Consider the following 15,678-nt stretch of genomic DNA (forward strand, 5'->3'; position numbering starts at 1 on the left):
ATTAAGTTGATAGAATTTATATCTAAAGATATTGAAAATATAAAGTAAAGGAGGTGACACAGATTTGTCACCAAAGATCAAATCACTGTTCACGAGCGTTCACGGTGCGCGTGAACACACACGTTCTAACCTATTTCAATGGTATATATTTTGATTTTACCTGCTCAGAAAAGAACATGGAAGCATGGTGATCAAAATCATCGGTGTCATCTGAAGTAGTGAAAAATTGTCTTGTGCCGCCTTTGGTTAACTTTTGCTCCATTTCGGGATGACGGTTCAGGTAATCCTTTAAACTTGCCGCTACAATATCACCTTGGGGAACTACTTTGATATGTTCAGGCAAATAGGCGCTTATCTTTTCCTGTAACAAAGGGTAATGCGTACAGGCCAATAATAGCGTATCTATCTGATCTGATTTTGCCAGCACCTGGTCGAGGTATTTTTTTACGAAGTAATCTGCGCCTGGCTGATTGTGCTCACCATTCTCAACTAGTGGTACCCAAAGCGGGCAGGCTTGCTGGTGCACTTTTACATCAGAGAAAAAGTTATTAATCTCGATCAGGTAGGACTCTGATTGTATGGTACCTTTTGTTCCTAATACTCCAATTTGTTTGGTTTGAGTATAATTTCCGATCACTTCGGCAGTAGGGCGGATAACGCCAAGAACCCTTTTAGCAGGATCTTCATTAATCAGGTCACGTTGCTGAATAGTGCGCAGCGCCTTTGCTGAGGCAGTATTGCAAGCGAGTATGATCAGCGGGCATCCCATGTTAAACAGCATTTGCACACACTCCCAGGTATATTCATGAATGGTATTGAATGACCGATTGCCATATGGCGCGCGCGCATTGTCGCCTAAATAGATGTAATCATAATCAGGAAGCTGATCGGCAATTGAACGGAAAACGGTAAGACCGCCATACCCGGAATCAAAAATGCCTATAGGTTGCTTGTTTAACACAGCGCTAAAATAAAAAAAGCGTCCCGAAAATTCGGGACGCTTCTGTAAAATGACCTATAAATTAATTTATTTTAAACCTAATTTAGCTTTCACTTCTGCAGCCAGGTCATCACCCGGAGGCGATACAACCAGGTCAGTTTGTGATGAGTTGATAACATAAGTATAGCCTTTTTCTTTAGCTACCTGTGCAACCGCAGCTCTTACTTTTTCAATGATCGGTTTACCCAATTCAGCCTGTTTAGCTTGTACCTGCTGTTGTGCTGTATTTTGGTAATCCTGGAAACGTTTTTGCAAATCGTTCAGCTCACTTTCTTTTGCAGTACGGATAGCATCAGTCATGGTAGCGCGTTGTGCCTGGTAAGCCTGGCCTTTTGACTGCAACTCGTTATTCATCGTAGTCAATTGATCGATAAACTGCTTATTGTATGCTGTAATAGTTGTAATCGCAGCTTTAGTTTCTGGCATCTGATCAACAATCTGGTCCACCGCTACATAGCCAATTTTACTTTGTGCTTTAGCCAGGTTTCCGGCAAATACAATACATACCGCGATTAAAGCAACCTTTAATAGTTTTTTCATTTTTACTGTTCTGTGTTTAATAATAGTTTATTTTATCTTCTAAAATTCATTTATCGCGCAAACACACCGGGCTTTAATCCCAGTTTTGTTATCACGTCTGCGCTCTTATCATACCTCGGATTAGCATATAGCATAATCACTTCGCTGTTTTTGTCAAATATCATATCCAAATCCTCTCCTTCAGCTACTTCCTGTATGGCTTTTGTTATCCTGTCCTGGATGGGTTTTATCAGGGCAGTGCTCTTTTTTGCCAACTCACCATCCGGGCCAAATTTCTGACGTTGAAACTCTTTAACCGACTTTTCTTTATCAGATATCTCAGCCTCGCGCCGCTTTTTCATATCAGCCGTCAGCAAAACCTGGTCGGCCTCATATGCTTTGTATAAACGATCAATCTCCTGCGACCGTGTATCTACGTCCTTTTGCCATTGTTCTGACAATGCAGCCAATTGCTTCTGTGCAGCGGCATATTCAGGTACATGTTTCAGAATATAATCTGAATCAACAAACGCAAAACGCTGCGCAAATGTACTTGTAAACGCTGTAAACGTAAGAACTAATAATAAAATTATTTTCTTCATATAATTTTAATTAAATCCTCCGCTCAGGCTCTGAGAGATCGAGAAATGGAATTGTCCTCTGTTTGCATCCGGTATCCCGGGGATCTTGTCGAATCCATATCCATAATCCAGGCCAAGCAAACCAAAAATAGGCAAAAATATTCTCGCTCCAATACCTACTGAGCGTCTTACGTTAAACGGATTAAATTGATCAAAGTTATTCCATACGTTACCGCCTTCAGCAAATGCCAATACGAATATAGTTGCCGACTGGCTGGCAATAACCGGATGACGTAACTCGAATGTATACTTATTGTAAATGGTACTACCCGGGTTGGTATTTTCGTTATACTGCTTTATATCGGAGCCTATCGGAACAATAGAGAAATTTTGATATCCTCTTAACCCGATGATATCGCTACCCTGCAAAAACTGGTAGCTCTGCATACCATCGCCGCCCAATTTGAAACGTTCAAAAGGAGAAGCCGGTACGAATGAATTGTATTCGCCCAGGAAACCAAATCTTACCTGCGACATCAGCACCAGTTTACCAATGATTTTCTGAAACCATTGTGCATCCCATTTTACTTTGTAGTACTCCACAAAATGGTACATCTCTTCAGGAGTAGCTATTTTATAGTTTACACCGTTCCATAATGAATATGGTGGCGTGCCTTGAACGGTAAACTTAATATTCGACCCTTGTGTCGGGAATATCGGCGCATCCAATGAATTACGGGTAATTTCCTGCGTCAATTTAATGTTATAGGAAGTACCGTTAGTAAATATATAGCCGGGATAGTTATCCAGGTTATAGTGGTCAAAGTTCAACGAGTAGTTGATCTGGAAATAGTTATCCGGCCAATTCAACCTTTTACCCAACGTTACACCAATACCATTAATGCGCAGATTGTTATAATTCGGGTCGGTTTTTGCATAATATTGCCCTGTTGAGCTTAACTGGGTATAAGCCGATAATGCAAAGAATATTGGTTTTTTACCACCCAGCCATGGCTCAGAGAAGGTGAACGAATAGTTCTGATAGGTACGACCACTCGACTGGCCACGGATACTCAACTTCTGGCCATCGCCTTTTGGAAGAGGTTTATAATCTTTAAAGTGGAAAATATTTTTAAGCGAGAAGTTGTTGAAGGTCAAACCCAGCGTACCTACTATTTGTCCGCCACCAAAACCACCTGATAATTCTATCTGGTCTGATGGTTTTTCAACCACGTTGAAGATAATATCCACTGTTCCGTCAGCCGGATTAATGTTTGTCGGCTTCGGTTCGGTCTTTTGCTCATCAAAGTTACCCAGCTGACCAATTTCACGTGTACTGCGGATCAACAACTCTTTATTGAACTTCTGACCCGGTTTCACCCTGATCTCACGTCGAACCACTTTATCGTTGGTTACATCGTTACCCTTTACATCTACACGGTTGATGGTATATTGCGGGCCTTCATATATCCTGATATCCAGATCGACAGTATCATTATAGATTTTTGTCTGAACCGGGTCAGCGTTATAAGTAAGGTAGCCACCGTCAAGATACAGTGTAGAAACGTCATCATTATTAGGTGTAGGGCCCTGCAAACGCTTATTCAGTTCTTCTTCGCTAAATACATCACCCTTTTTAATACGGAGCAACTTATTCAGCAATTCATCCGGATAACGCGCATTGCCTGACCATTTAATATTACCGAAGTAATATTTGTGACCTTCAAATACCTTTATTTTAACGTTTACTGTTTTGTCATCATTCTTCCACACAGAGTCCTTTACTATCTCCGCATCACGATAGCCTTTGTCCTGCATTTTTTCTATCAGGTTCTGCTTATCGTCATCGTATTTTTCCTGCAGGAATTTCCTCGAACCAAACAGGTTATACCATCTGCGTTCGCGGGTTTTCTTCAGGTATTTTCTCAGTTTTTTGCTTGAGAAGGCAGTGTTTCCTTCAAATGTTACTTTGTTGATCCTGACCTTTTGCTTCTTATCCACGGCAACATCCAATATCACACTATTGGCATCTCCCGGGTCTTTACGCTGTTTAATAGTAACAGTAGTATTCAGAAAGCCTTTCTCATTAAAGTGTTTTTTAATGATAGCAGTTGTGGTACTTAACAGGTTTTCGTTTACGATCTTCGAGTTCTTATCGCTTAATTTCTTTTGCAGGTCCTCAACCTCACCTTTCCGGATACCGGTAATATGCAAACGTGATAAACGCGGACGCTCGGTAACTGCTATCTCAAGGTAAACAGTATCGAGATTGATTTTAGTGATGTATAACTGTACGTCGTCAAAAAGCCCCTGGTCATACATTCTTTTAACCACGGCAGCATTTTGCTCGCCCGGTAAATTGATCCTGTCGCCTTTGCTTAATTTTGATATCTGCACCAATACATCCTTATCCAGGTATTTGGTACCGCTAACCGTGATGCCCCCTATTATATAATCTCTTGGGTTCAGGTAACTCAAACTGTCTGCGGGTATTGACTTTTGCAGAGACGGTCGTTGTTGGTTAACCTGGGCAAGTGTAACAGTGCTTATTATGGCAAAAAGAATAGTAAAAAGAAGTTTATTCATCCGAATATTTTAGTGGGCTAAAAATAATTTATACAGTTGTTAAAAAGTGTTAAAAGTAAAAATTTAGTTAAGCTGCTCGCTGATCATACCAAAACGGCGCTCCCGTTTTTGAAAATCAATAATGGCCTCAAACAGGTCTTCGCGCCTGAAATCAGGCCACAGTTTTGGTGTAAAATACAGTTCAGCATATGCTATTTGCCATAATAAATAGTTACTTATCCGGTATTCCCCGCTTGTCCTGATCATCAGTTCAGGGTCGGGCATATCCTTAGTATATAAATTATTCTCAAATGTTTCTTCGTCAATGTCGGCTACGTTCAACTCACCCCTCTGCACCTTCTCTGCAATATTCTTTGCTGCCTGTACAATCTCCCGGCGCGAACTATAGCTCAATGCCAGTGTTAATGTGATACCGGTATTTTCAGATGTCTTTTTAATGGCACCGGTAAGCTCAGCATACGCTTTTTCAGGAAGCATCTTCAGATCACCGATAGCATTTAAGCGGATGCCATTCTTCATAAAGTTGTTGATCTCTTTATGAATGGTGGCGATCATCAACTCCATGATAGCCGAAACCTCGAGTTTGGGACGGTTCCAGTTCTCAGAAGAGAAAGTATATAAGGTGATGTATTTGATACCCAACTCAGCAGCGCCTTCAACCACATCGCGAACAGACTGCACGCCGTTGCGGTGGCCAAATACCCTTAGTTTGCCTTTCCCTTTAGCCCAACGCCCATTGCCATCCATAATGATAGCTATATGCTGAGGTAATCTTAATAAATCAATCTGATCCTTATATCCCATTTAATCCGTGTTTCAGCAAGCTTTCAACAACTTATGCCATTTTTTTCAGGGTACAAAGGTAAAACTTACTTTGTACTTTTTTAGTATCCCTCAAAAAAGAAAAATTGACAGAAAAATTACGCTTAATGAACCTGGAAACGTACTTTATAAAAGCAAACCGCCGGACAATCAGATAGAAAGCCGGCGGCAGTGCGGTTGCGACAAGGTCAGGTTAGAAAGCCCCTTGCTGTTTGAGCATATCTATATCTTTAGGGGTGATATCTGCAACAGCGTATGATTGGACACCTGTGATATTGAACTCATCTAAGGCTGCAATGAAGTTTGCATAATCGGAGTGATCACTTGGTTTTAAAATCACGAATATTGGTTTATGTATTGTTTGCATTATTTCCTTGCTTTTGGCAATAAGGGCTGCACGCAGTCCTGTTTTACTAAAATTGACTAATTGCGGAGCAGTTATTGGTTTTTCAGGCATGCCTATATACCACATCACTTTGTTGTCTTTTCCAAGACAAACACTCATTGTATTTAGCTCAGATACTGCACCAGGAGGGCCGCCCTTCACAGGCATGGCTAAATCCATAGCCTTGGGTTTGGCCAGCGTGGTGGTCATGATAAAAAAGGTGATCAGCAGGAATGCAAGATCAACCATGGCAGTAAGATCGATGCGGGGAGCCGGCATGCGGCTGCTTCCTCTTCTGCCCGATTTTCCGGAGGTGGTTAATTCGGCCATTACTTTAAGTTTGTAGGTAAATATTCGGTTAATTGGTATATCAAAATATTTTGTTTTGATATAATCAAATATACAAAATATAATTTTGTTAAAAAGAAATTTAAAGGAATAATTATCTAAAAATTTAAAATAATCCAAAAAATCCAAATGTCATTTCGACCCCGCTGGATAGGCCATTGATGGGTACGGGTAAGAAATCTTATACACCTTGCAAAGTCTGAGAGCCGCTTGTATAAGATTTCTCCTCACACGACCGCTCTTGTCCTGCCTGTTCGTTCGAAATGACAAAATTTGTAAATTCAGAAGGGTACTTCCTAATAATAGCACTTAGAAGAAATAAACGTATAAGAAATACCTATTCCAAAGAACATATAGGTATCCTTAGGGCGCAGGTCGCCACGCTGGGTGCCGGGCGTACCGATGTTGACACCTCCGTTTACTTCTCCTGAACGGTCAGAAAGGGCTCTTGATGTATTGTTTGGCAAATTGGCCGGATTGGGATAATTTCCGGAAACATCGTCCAGATAGTCGGTAGATGGATTGCGGTAGCCTAGATCGAGAATCAGGTTCAGTTTACCGGAGAAATTGTATTTAAATCCTACTCCATAAGGGAATGTGGGCGCTAAATTTGGATAAGGTTTTGATTCGCCTTCCGTTCTCAGCGGGCGCAGGTCATATTTTTCCCCCTGGTATACTGCCTGCGGATTGTAGCCCACTACCCCAACACCCAGGAAAACAAAAGGCGTCCACCGGTTTTGTCCAACTTCGGGGACATACTTGAAGAAATTGAACTCCCCCATCAGGCTCAGTTCATTTAATTGGGTTGTGAAGCTAAGATTGCGCAATCGCTGCTGTGCGTTAGGTGATTCACTATCGGCTCCGCTGATCTGACCAAAAGTATAATTTAACTTGGCAGATAAATAACCGTCAAAATTTCGTTGCACAAAAACACCTATGGAACCGCCACTTATTTTTAAAGGATTATTTGGGTTAAGGTCGCCCATATAAGCTGCACCTCCACCAAAAATGCCCACCTCCCAGGTTTGCTGGGCGCTGAGATTAATGGATATAAATAAAAGGAGTAAAAAGCTTACAAATTTGGGCATCCATCAAAATTAATAATTGCGGGCATCCAATCCCCACAACAATTTGTTCCTTAACGTGGATAAATAACTTTCATTACTTAGCCTGATCAGATTTAATTTAAAACCAGCCTTGCGGAGATAGAACTTCATTGATTTATCAATGATGATAGTTCTCGAGTCGCATGATACCAAATAATTGGCGCTGCGGCACTCTACATCAAACGCAAGTACGCTGCTGTCGGGTAATACGATGGGCCTTACATTTAGGTTATGAGGTGATATAGGAGTTACAACAATACTATTGGATTGCGGGAAAATGATAGGGCCGCCACAGCTCAGCGAATAAGCTGTCGACCCGGTTGAAGTTGATATGATAATACCATCGCCCCAGTAAGTGTTCAGGAACTCATCATCCAGGAAAGCGTGCGTAGTGATCATCGCCGAATCGTCACGTTTGTGAATGGTGATATCATTCAACGCAAAATTGTCGCAGCCGAATATATTTTCCTTTCCTTCGCAGTCGATCTCGAGCAGTTCGCGGCTATCCAGGGTAAAGTCTTTATTTACTACGGCATAAATAGCGGCAGCAATATCATTTTTATTGACACTGGCCAGGAAGCCCAAACGCCCGAAGTTGATACCGATAACCGGCGTACCTGAATCGTGTATCAGGGTTACCATATCCAGCAAGGTACCATCACCGCCCAAAGTGATGAGCACGTCGATGTTCTTGCGTAAAAACTTCTGATCCTTTAAAACCTCATATTTGACTTCTTTTATTTTTCCCTCCAGGAAATCGGCAAGCTGTTTATGAAGGTAGATTTCAACCTGGTATTGATTAAGCACATCAAATACCTGCTGAATGTAAGGTAGTACCGAAATATCATTAAATGGCCTGCCGTAGATTGCTATTTTCATTTTTGTTCATAGTTGATGGTTCATTGTTCATAGCAACGATTTATAGTATTACTATGATCCATGATCTATGAACCATTATCTAATAATTTACAAATTAAGGTAATTCATCAATGAATCGTAGCGATCTTTTGAATTATCGTTATCGTCGATGTGGTTGAAGGTGGCTTTGATCTCGTATTCGTAGCGCATAAATGTGGCAACAATTGCCGAAATATCCACTTTATTTACTTTGAGCGTTACCTCCATGCGGGTCGAATCGGGGAATGTACGCACATAAGAACTCAGGATCTGTGCATTGTCCGACTCAACGATCTGCGCCATATGGGCCAGCGAGTTATTTTTATTGCTGATCTCGAGCACGATGATACCACCGGGGTCTGAAACAGAAGTCAGCTTGGCAAAATATTCTGTCAGGGTGTTGATAGAGATTAGTCCCAGGTAATTCTTTTTGGCATCCAGTACCGGCACAATCGTTAATTGCTGCTCATAAAACAGGCGGATCACATCGTAAATGTGCTGATCTTCCAGCACGTAAGGGTTAATCAGCGATAATGCCAGCGAACCTATCGATGCCTGGTAATCGCCTTCTTCTATCAGATCAGAATCGGAAATAAGACCGAGAAACTGCTGCTCATTTACAATCGGCAGATGCCTGATGCGGAATTCCAGCATCCGTTCCATCACCTTCTGAATGGGATCAGAAGTATGCGCCGGCGGAATGCTATCGGATATCAGCTCAATTGCAAGCATAATGGTTAAACCTTTATTTTATGTTTCTCTAAAAACGTTTTTAACAGCCTGTTAAACTCTTCGGGGTGCTCCATCATTGGTGCGTGCCCGCAGTGGTCTATCCAGTACAGCTCCGAATTTGGCAACAGCTGATTAAACTCTGTTGCTACTTCCGGAGGTGTTATTTTATCATTTTTACCCCATATCAGCGCTACAGGGATATTAATCTTGTGCAAATCTTTTGCCATATTATGACGGATGGCCGATTTCGCCATCGCCAAAATCCTGATCACACGGTTGCGGTCATTGATTGTTTGAAATACGTCGTCGACCAGTTCTTTGGTTGCTACCTTGGGGTCATAAAAAGTGTACTCTACTTTTTCTTTTACAAAGTCATAGCTCTCGCGGCGTGGAAAAGATCCCCCGAAAGCATTCTCATATAAGCCCGAGCTACCGGTAAGCACCAGTGCTTTCACCACTTCCGGATGATTGATACAATAGATCAGTCCAACGTGGCCGCCCAGCGAGTTGCCCAGCAAAGTAACATCGGTAAGGCCCATGTGCGTGACAAAACGGTGCACATGCTTGGCCAGTGTTTTTACCCCTGTGGTAAGCAACGGCAGATCGTAAATTGGCAGTATAGGTATTACAACACGGTATTCCTTGCTAAAATCTCTTATCACAGCATCCCAGTTGCTCAATGCCCCCATCAGGCCGTGCAGCAACAGCAATACTTCCCCTTCGCCCTCATCGATGTAACTAAAGCCATGTTCCTCTTTAAGCACGAAATCCATATATGTGTATAAAAGTTAGTTTTTAAACAATACCCTAAATCATCAGGGCTTTTATTCGCTATAAAAATAGCTTATTGAAATTGAGTTGCAACAATTATACAGATTAAATTATCCCAATAATTGTTTTACAACTTCCGATATCGTTTTGCCATCCGCCTTTCCTGCCAATTCCTTATTGGCCGTGCCCATCACTTTACCCATATCTTTTACGGACGTAGCACCTACACGGTTGATCAGATCCCTCAAATAAGTTTCTATCTCGCCACGATCCATTTGTTTAGGCAAAAATCCCTCGATCACTTCCATCTCTTCAGCCTCTATTTTATAAAGATCTTCGCGGTTCTGCGCCTTATAGATATCTGCTGATTCTTTACGTTGCTTGATCAGCTTTTGCAACACTTTGATCTCAGTTTCCTGCGATATCTCCTCAGAAGCTCCTTTTTCTGTACGCGCCAGCAGCAATGCTGATTTAATAGCACGTAATCCACGCAGCCTGGCTTCCTGTTTGCCCAGCATGGCCTGCTTTATTTCCTGGTCTATTTGAGTTGTAAGCGACATCTCTGTTTATAATTAGTGAATGAGTGAATTAGTGATTGAGTGAGTTGTTAAATTGTTGATTGGCCTGGTTAACTTTCCCCATTCTAACCAATACAACTGCTACAACCTTTCCAACCACTATTGAATTCCCCCAATATTAGTAAATAAAAAACTTATTTTCCAATAGTTGCGTGTTAGGATTAGCCCAAAAACCAAAATTGATTTTAGTATTTTTAATTAAAATACACGCAGCAAATGTAATAACAGGGCGTTTATGACACTTGATTTTTAAGATTGGTTAAATCTTTTTAAGATATTTTTACAGGCAGCTAACAATGTGCAGATGTGCAAATGAGTAGATGTGCAGATGATTTTTGATTTTGTATATACGTGTTCCAAACTTGGCGTGATATGTTTTTACTATCGGCACATTTGCACATCTACTCATTTGCACATTCGCACATCCACTCATCTGCACATCCACTACTTCCTGTAAATATTCACCGCATTTGCCTGGGCAGTAGGCATAATGGTCAGTTCGTTGATATTGACATGTGGCGGGCGTGATACCACAAACCAGATCGTTTCGGCAATGTCTTTTGCTACGAGTGGTTCAAAACCATCATATACCTTTTTCGCTCTGGCTTTATCGCCTTTAAAGCGGACTTCTGAAAATTCTGTTTCTACAGCGCCCGGGTGCACCGCGGTAACTTTTATTCCGTAAGGTAAAAGATCAATCCGCATACCTTTATTTAAAGCATCAACAGCGTGCTTGCTGGCGCAATACACGTTTCCGTTTGGATAAACTTCCTTACCCGCTATCGACCCAAGATTAACAATGTGTCCAAAGGCATTGCTGATCATCCAGTTTGATACGACTTTGGTTACATACAACAATCCTTTGATATTGGTATCGATCATGGTTTCCCAATCCTCGTAACTGCCGTCCTGTATCGGATCAAGTCCCTGGCTCAAACCTGCATTGTTCACCAGCACGTTTATCTTTTTCCATTCTTCCGGCAAGGCTTCCAGTTTAGTGATCACTTCTTCGCGGTCGCGCACATCAAATTCCAATGTAAATACTTTCACATTGTATTCCTTTTTAAGCTGCTGGGCTAACTTTTCAAGACGGTCCGCACGACGGCCGGTAATGATTACATCGTATCGTTCGCGGGCAAAAACATGAGCACAGGCCTCACCGATCCCTGCGGTGGCACCGGTTATTAATGTGATTTTTGACATAGGTAAGTAAATCGTTGACTAAGGTAGCTAAATATTTTAAAAAGTGGGAAAATCAGGCTGACGGAAACGTCGGAAAATTGTTAAAATTTGGATTAATTTAGAGATACTAACACCTGATTATCAGATTATTCAAAACACAAACTAAAAGTCACGATGTGTAGCGAAAGTTTGTCGATCGGGTTAGCGTAAGGGGTGTTTTCACGGTTCAGCAAATTACCCATTGAGTTGGATAGTTTTATCTCAGGTGTCATTTTAAAATATTCGAAATAAATATCCATTCCAAGACCTACTTCGTATGATCCGAAGCCGCTTTTGTTGGTCAGCAAGGCAGAAACAGGATCGATATTAGGTTGATTTCTTTTAACACCAATACCTTCCGAATACTTTACTCCGGCCATGATATAAGCCCGGTAATTGTCAACCCTGTCTGATTTTAATTTAATCGACACCGGGAACTCCACCATTGTCGCCTGAACGGGCTTGGTCACATCCTGAGATGCATCCGTAAAAGTATAATAAGCTGACCTGTCTGCAAAAACCAATCCCGGAGTAGTCCTGGCCTCGAGATGTTCGTCAATGCGGTAGCGAAACAAAAAGCTCACCGCAAAACCCGGCGATCCATTAGAGCCGATTGCCGTGAGTGGCGAAGTAGTGTATTTGTTTAAATCCTGGTCAAAATAAGGATCGCGCCAGTTAGTCTTTTTATCGATCTTGAAATAACTGTTGATGTACTGAAAGGTAAACCCGAAACTATAATCTTCCTGGTCGGCATTACCACCCCACGCAGGCGCGCGCTGGGCAAAGAGCGTTTGTCCGCAGAAAAGAATAAAAATAATGATTAGGTACCTGGTTTTATTCATACGCAATTGCTGCCTCAATTTAATATCGAACACCGAATGCCCAATATTGAATGACAAAGTAAAATTCGACGTTCGATATTCAAAATTCGATATTCGACATTAACAGGCTATTACTTAACGCCCGTGTATATTGAACAGATACCAAACGCTAACGGCCTGCATTTGGTATATTTAAAACCTACCTTATCCATCAGTCCGGTAAAATTCTTCCCATCAGGGAATGCAGCTACCGATTCGGGCAGATAAGAATAAGCCCTTGAATCTTTCGAAAAGAGCTTGCCGATACCAGGCGTAATATAGTTGAAATAAAAATTATACAACTGTTTTATGGGGAACGCCTTTGGTTTTGAAAACTCCAGCACCACCGCTTTACCGCCCGGCTTCAGTACACGCAAAATATCTGCCAAACCCTTCTCCAGGTTCTCGAAGTTACGCACGCCATAAGCCACAGTAACCGCATCGAATCCGTTGTCAGAAAAAGGCAGCTTTTCCGAATCACCCAGTTTTACCTCAAATTGATCGCTTAAGTTGCGTTTGGCTATTTTATCTTCGGCTACATCGAGCATACCGCGTGAAATATCTACCCCGACAATCTTTTCAGGCTTTAATATTTTCAGGGCCTCGAAAGCAAAATCACCTGTACCCGTAGCCACATCCAATATCAGTTTAGGTTGATCTTTCTTCAATTCATTGATAGCCTTTTTGCGCCAGATTATATCAATACCCAGCGACATAAAATGATTCAGAAAATCATAAGTTTTGGAGATATTGTTGAACATATCGGCCACCTGTTCTTTTTTGGTGCCCTGCTCTTCAGTATAAGGGATTACAGTTTTGCTCATCGCGGGCAAAGATAGTTGTTTGGTTGATTGGTTGGAGAGGTTGTAGTGGTTGTATTAGTTGTAATAGTTAGCTATAATGCAGTAGAGACGCAATGCATTGGTCTCTACACGGGAATAATCCTGGCAATCTTTTAAATCCTCATAATCGTGTTCATTTCGCTAACGCTAACAACCCATTCATATCAAGTGCATCAGTAAACATGGTTATCTCACCATTCTCATCCCTTGGCCATTCCTCACACGGCCTATCCCAATATAACTCTACGCCGTTTCCATCAGGGTCATCCAAATAAATTGCTTCTGATACCCCATGATCGGATGCACCGCTAAGCGGATATTTGGCATCGATAAGTCGTTGAACTGCTATAGCCAGGTCCTTACGCTCAGGATATAATATTGCGGTATGAAATAACCCGGGTGCGCTTGCCGGCGCAGGTGGCTGCCCTTTACTATACCATGTATTGAGTCCGATATGATGATGATACCCTCCTGCCGAAATAAATGCCGCCTGGTTACCATACATAGTGATCAATTCAAAACCAAGCAATCCGCAATAAAAATCAAGGGCACGTTGCAAATCACTCACTTTTAAATGCACATGACCGATTCGGGTATTCGCGGGTATAGTATAATTTTCCATTTTCTTCTTTGAATGTTATACAAAGTTGCTGATAAACAACGGGAAAAATGTCACGCGATATTAAAATAAATGTTTAAACACGTATTTTAGTGATCAGTTACCGGTTAATCGGAGATCAGACGAGCATATTGTTTAACAAGTCACTGATAACTGGTTAACCGATTACTAGTCACCGGTTAACCGATCACTGATAACCGATTAACTAACAATCACTACCTTTGCACCATGATTGTAAAATCTGCCGAATTCATTTGTAGTAATACACAGGTATCCAAATTGCCACCGCCGATAAAACCTGAATATGCCTTCATAGGGCGATCCAATGTGGGGAAGTCATCACTTATCAATATGCTGACGGGCAAAAAGGGATTGGCAAAAACTTCTCAGACCCCTGGCAAAACGCAGTTGATAAACCATTTTCTGATAAATGACAATTGGTATATTGTCGATCTGCCGGGCTATGGTTATGCGCGTATTTCCAAAAACAAAAAGGAAGACTGGAACAAGTTTATCCGTACTTACCTCGACAAGCGTGAAAGCCTGCAATGTGTAATGGTACTGATCGACAGTCGCCTGGAGCCGCAAAAGATCGACATTGAGTTTTGCAACTGGCTTGGTGAAAAGGGATTATCCTTCGTGCTGGTATTTACCAAAGCAGATAAACAATCGTCCATCAAAACGGATCAAAATATAGCCAAATTCAAAAAAGCATTACTGGCAACATTTGAAGAAGTTCCGCCTATATTTGCCACGTCATCCGAAACACAAAGCGGGCGCGACGAAGTGTTGGGTTTTATTGATGAAGTGAATGGAAGTTTTGTGGTACCGGAATACAAATTGTAAATGAATAGCATATTGTAGAACACACCCCTGCCCCTCTCGATAGGGGAATTAATATTAATTATGAAAAAGTATTTATCCCTGGTCACTTTTGCGCACACCATATTTGCCATGCCATTTGCCTTTATTGGCTTCTTTTTGGCAGTAACCACCACTTCAGCTCATTTTGACTGGCTGAAATTGTTGTTAATGATATTGTGCATGGTATTTGCCCGTAACTCGGCTATGGCATTCAATCGTTACCTCGACAGGAACATTGATGCCAAAAATCCAAGAACACAAAAACGTGATATCCCGGCAGGACGAATCACTCCTGCTGGAGCACTTACCTTTACATTGGTCAATTGTGCACTGTTTATCACTGCAACCTGGTTTATCAACAAGCTTTGCTTTTTTCTTTCTCCGGTAGCTTTATTGGTAGTTTTAGGTTATAGTGCTACTAAACGATTTACTGCACTTTGTCACCTGGTGTTAGGCTTAGGATTATCTCTCGCTCCTATTGGTGCTTATTTGGTAGTGACGGGGCAATTTGCTCTATTGCCTATCTTCTTTTCGTTATCGGTATTATGCTGGGTAAGCGGTTTCGATATCATCTATGCTTTGCAGGATGAGGATTTTGATCGAAATGAAAGCCTGCACTCTATCCCTGCATGGTTGGGCAAGGTAAATGCATTAAGACTGTCGACAGTGCTGCATATCTTTTCAGCAGCCTTTATCATTTTGCCAACGTTGTTTACACATGTGAGCTGGCCTTATTATATCGGTATCGTTTTTTTCTGTTCAATGCTGATCTATCAGCACAGGTTAGTTAAACCAAACGATCTGAGCCGGGTCAATTTCGCCTTTATGACTACCAATGGGATTGCAAGTGTGGTATTTGCGGTGTTCTTCCTGATTGACAGGCTTTGGATCAAGTGACATCGGATTTACTTTGGAGTTGGTCGGTTAATATTATAATTTAGCTTTTG

The 15,678-nt window shown here is 41.6% G+C and carries 17 protein-coding genes; 2 read left to right on the plus strand and 15 right to left on the minus strand.

Annotation, left to right across the window (positions count from 1 at the left end; translation table 11 throughout):
- Positions 1 to 130: 130 nt before the first annotated feature.
- The 15 genes from murI to VIM89_RS07815 all read right to left on the minus strand — a co-directional run bounded on the left by murI (position 131) and on the right by VIM89_RS07815 (position 13,870).
- Positions 131 to 961, minus strand: a complete 831-nt coding sequence (gene murI, locus VIM89_RS07745; protein WP_488155574.1) for a glutamate racemase — start codon at positions 959 to 961, stop codon at positions 131 to 133.
- 66 nt (positions 962 to 1,027) lie between these two features.
- The gene (locus tag VIM89_RS07750; RefSeq protein ID WP_488155575.1) at positions 1,028 to 1,540 is read right to left on the minus strand and encodes an OmpH/Skp family outer membrane protein; all 513 of its coding nucleotides are present in this window, start codon (positions 1,538 to 1,540) and stop codon (positions 1,028 to 1,030) included.
- A 50-nt stretch (positions 1,541 to 1,590) separates the two neighbouring features.
- The gene (locus VIM89_RS07755) at positions 1,591 to 2,121 is read right to left on the minus strand and encodes an OmpH/Skp family outer membrane protein (RefSeq protein WP_488155576.1); all 531 of its coding nucleotides are present in this window, start codon (positions 2,119 to 2,121) and stop codon (positions 1,591 to 1,593) included.
- Positions 2,122 to 2,127: 6 nt separating this feature from the next.
- Entirely contained in the window at positions 2,128 to 4,686 is a 2,559-nt protein-coding gene (gene bamA, locus VIM89_RS07760) for an outer membrane protein assembly factor BamA (protein WP_488155577.1), read from the minus strand.
- 63 nt (positions 4,687 to 4,749) lie between these two features.
- A complete protein-coding gene (gene uppS, locus VIM89_RS07765) occupies positions 4,750 to 5,490 on the minus strand; it encodes an undecaprenyl pyrophosphate synthase (RefSeq protein ID WP_488155578.1) in 741 nt (246 codons plus the stop codon).
- A 211-nt stretch (positions 5,491 to 5,701) separates the two neighbouring features.
- Positions 5,702 to 6,223 (minus strand): ExbD/TolR family protein, encoded by a 522-nt coding sequence (locus VIM89_RS07770; protein ID WP_488155579.1) that lies wholly within the window; start codon positions 6,221 to 6,223, stop codon positions 5,702 to 5,704.
- Between the two features lie 314 nt (positions 6,224 to 6,537).
- Positions 6,538 to 7,329, minus strand: coding sequence for a type IX secretion system protein PorG (gene porG / locus VIM89_RS07775; RefSeq protein ID WP_488155580.1), 792 nt, complete (start codon positions 7,327 to 7,329; stop codon positions 6,538 to 6,540).
- A 9-nt stretch (positions 7,330 to 7,338) separates the two neighbouring features.
- A complete protein-coding gene (locus VIM89_RS07780; RefSeq protein ID WP_488155581.1) occupies positions 7,339 to 8,226 on the minus strand; it encodes an NAD kinase in 888 nt (295 codons plus the stop codon).
- A gap of 87 nt (positions 8,227 to 8,313) precedes the next feature.
- Complete coding sequence (locus VIM89_RS07785; RefSeq protein ID WP_488155582.1) at positions 8,314 to 8,976, minus strand: CBS domain-containing protein; 663 nt, start codon at positions 8,974 to 8,976, stop codon at positions 8,314 to 8,316.
- A gap of 5 nt (positions 8,977 to 8,981) precedes the next feature.
- Positions 8,982 to 9,749, minus strand: coding sequence for an alpha/beta fold hydrolase (locus VIM89_RS07790; protein WP_488155583.1), 768 nt, complete (start codon positions 9,747 to 9,749; stop codon positions 8,982 to 8,984).
- A 108-nt stretch (positions 9,750 to 9,857) separates the two neighbouring features.
- A complete protein-coding gene (locus tag VIM89_RS07795; RefSeq protein WP_488155584.1) occupies positions 9,858 to 10,307 on the minus strand; it encodes a GatB/YqeY domain-containing protein in 450 nt (149 codons plus the stop codon).
- 462 nt (positions 10,308 to 10,769) lie between these two features.
- Complete coding sequence (locus VIM89_RS07800; protein ID WP_488155585.1) at positions 10,770 to 11,528, minus strand: SDR family oxidoreductase; 759 nt, start codon at positions 11,526 to 11,528, stop codon at positions 10,770 to 10,772.
- A gap of 125 nt (positions 11,529 to 11,653) precedes the next feature.
- Positions 11,654 to 12,388, minus strand: a complete 735-nt coding sequence (gene porT / locus VIM89_RS07805) for a type IX secretion/gliding motility protein PorT/SprT (RefSeq protein ID WP_488155586.1) — start codon at positions 12,386 to 12,388, stop codon at positions 11,654 to 11,656.
- Positions 12,389 to 12,498: 110 nt separating this feature from the next.
- Positions 12,499 to 13,230 carry a bifunctional demethylmenaquinone methyltransferase/2-methoxy-6-polyprenyl-1,4-benzoquinol methylase UbiE gene (gene ubiE / locus VIM89_RS07810; protein ID WP_488155587.1) on the minus strand — a complete coding sequence of 244 codons (732 nt, stop codon included), beginning with the start codon at positions 13,228 to 13,230 and terminating at the stop codon, positions 12,499 to 12,501.
- Positions 13,231 to 13,381: 151 nt separating this feature from the next.
- Complete coding sequence (locus VIM89_RS07815; protein WP_488155588.1) at positions 13,382 to 13,870, minus strand: VOC family protein; 489 nt, start codon at positions 13,868 to 13,870, stop codon at positions 13,382 to 13,384.
- A 225-nt stretch (positions 13,871 to 14,095) separates the two neighbouring features.
- On the opposite strand from VIM89_RS07815, the gene yihA reads away from it, so the two are divergent.
- Together yihA and VIM89_RS07825 are read left to right on the plus strand one after the other, a co-directional pair.
- Positions 14,096 to 14,713: a ribosome biogenesis GTP-binding protein YihA/YsxC gene (gene yihA / locus VIM89_RS07820; RefSeq protein WP_488155589.1), complete on the plus strand. Its 618-nt coding sequence runs from the start codon at positions 14,096 to 14,098 to the stop codon at positions 14,711 to 14,713.
- A gap of 60 nt (positions 14,714 to 14,773) precedes the next feature.
- Entirely contained in the window at positions 14,774 to 15,628 is an 855-nt protein-coding gene (locus VIM89_RS07825) for a UbiA-like polyprenyltransferase (protein WP_488155590.1), read from the plus strand.
- Positions 15,629 to 15,678: the final 50 nt, after the last annotated feature.

Source organism: Mucilaginibacter sp. (assembly GCF_036568825.1).
Lineage (GTDB): Bacteria > Bacteroidota > Bacteroidia > Sphingobacteriales > Sphingobacteriaceae > Mucilaginibacter.

Coding starts and splice junctions, on each gene's coding strand:
- VIM89_RS07750 (WP_488155575.1), bottom strand. CDS start 1,540: ATGAAAAAACTATTAAAGGTTGCTTTAATCGCGGTATGTATTGTATTT.
- VIM89_RS07755 (WP_488155576.1), bottom strand. CDS start 2,121: ATGAAGAAAATAATTTTATTATTAGTTCTTACGTTTACAGCGTTTACA.
- bamA (WP_488155577.1), bottom strand. CDS start 4,686: ATGAATAAACTTCTTTTTACTATTCTTTTTGCCATAATAAGCACTGTT.
- uppS (WP_488155578.1), bottom strand. CDS start 5,490: ATGGGATATAAGGATCAGATTGATTTATTAAGATTACCTCAGCATATA.
- VIM89_RS07770 (WP_488155579.1), bottom strand. CDS start 6,223: ATGGCCGAATTAACCACCTCCGGAAAATCGGGCAGAAGAGGAAGCAGC.
- porG (WP_488155580.1), bottom strand. CDS start 7,329: ATGCCCAAATTTGTAAGCTTTTTACTCCTTTTATTTATATCCATTAAT.
- VIM89_RS07780 (WP_488155581.1), bottom strand. CDS start 8,226: ATGAAAATAGCAATCTACGGCAGGCCATTTAATGATATTTCGGTACTA.
- VIM89_RS07785 (WP_488155582.1), bottom strand. CDS start 8,976: ATGCTTGCAATTGAGCTGATATCCGATAGCATTCCGCCGGCGCATACT.
- VIM89_RS07790 (WP_488155583.1), bottom strand. CDS start 9,749: ATGGATTTCGTGCTTAAAGAGGAACATGGCTTTAGTTACATCGATGAG.
- VIM89_RS07795 (WP_488155584.1), bottom strand. CDS start 10,307: ATGTCGCTTACAACTCAAATAGACCAGGAAATAAAGCAGGCCATGCTG.
- VIM89_RS07800 (WP_488155585.1), bottom strand. CDS start 11,528: ATGTCAAAAATCACATTAATAACCGGTGCCACCGCAGGGATCGGTGAG.
- porT (WP_488155586.1), bottom strand. CDS start 12,388: ATGAATAAAACCAGGTACCTAATCATTATTTTTATTCTTTTCTGCGGA.
- ubiE (WP_488155587.1), bottom strand. CDS start 13,230: ATGAGCAAAACTGTAATCCCTTATACTGAAGAGCAGGGCACCAAAAAA.
- VIM89_RS07815 (WP_488155588.1), bottom strand. CDS start 13,870: ATGGAAAATTATACTATACCCGCGAATACCCGAATCGGTCATGTGCAT.
- yihA (WP_488155589.1), top strand. CDS start 14,096: ATGATTGTAAAATCTGCCGAATTCATTTGTAGTAATACACAGGTATCC.
- VIM89_RS07825 (WP_488155590.1), top strand. CDS start 14,774: ATGAAAAAGTATTTATCCCTGGTCACTTTTGCGCACACCATATTTGCC.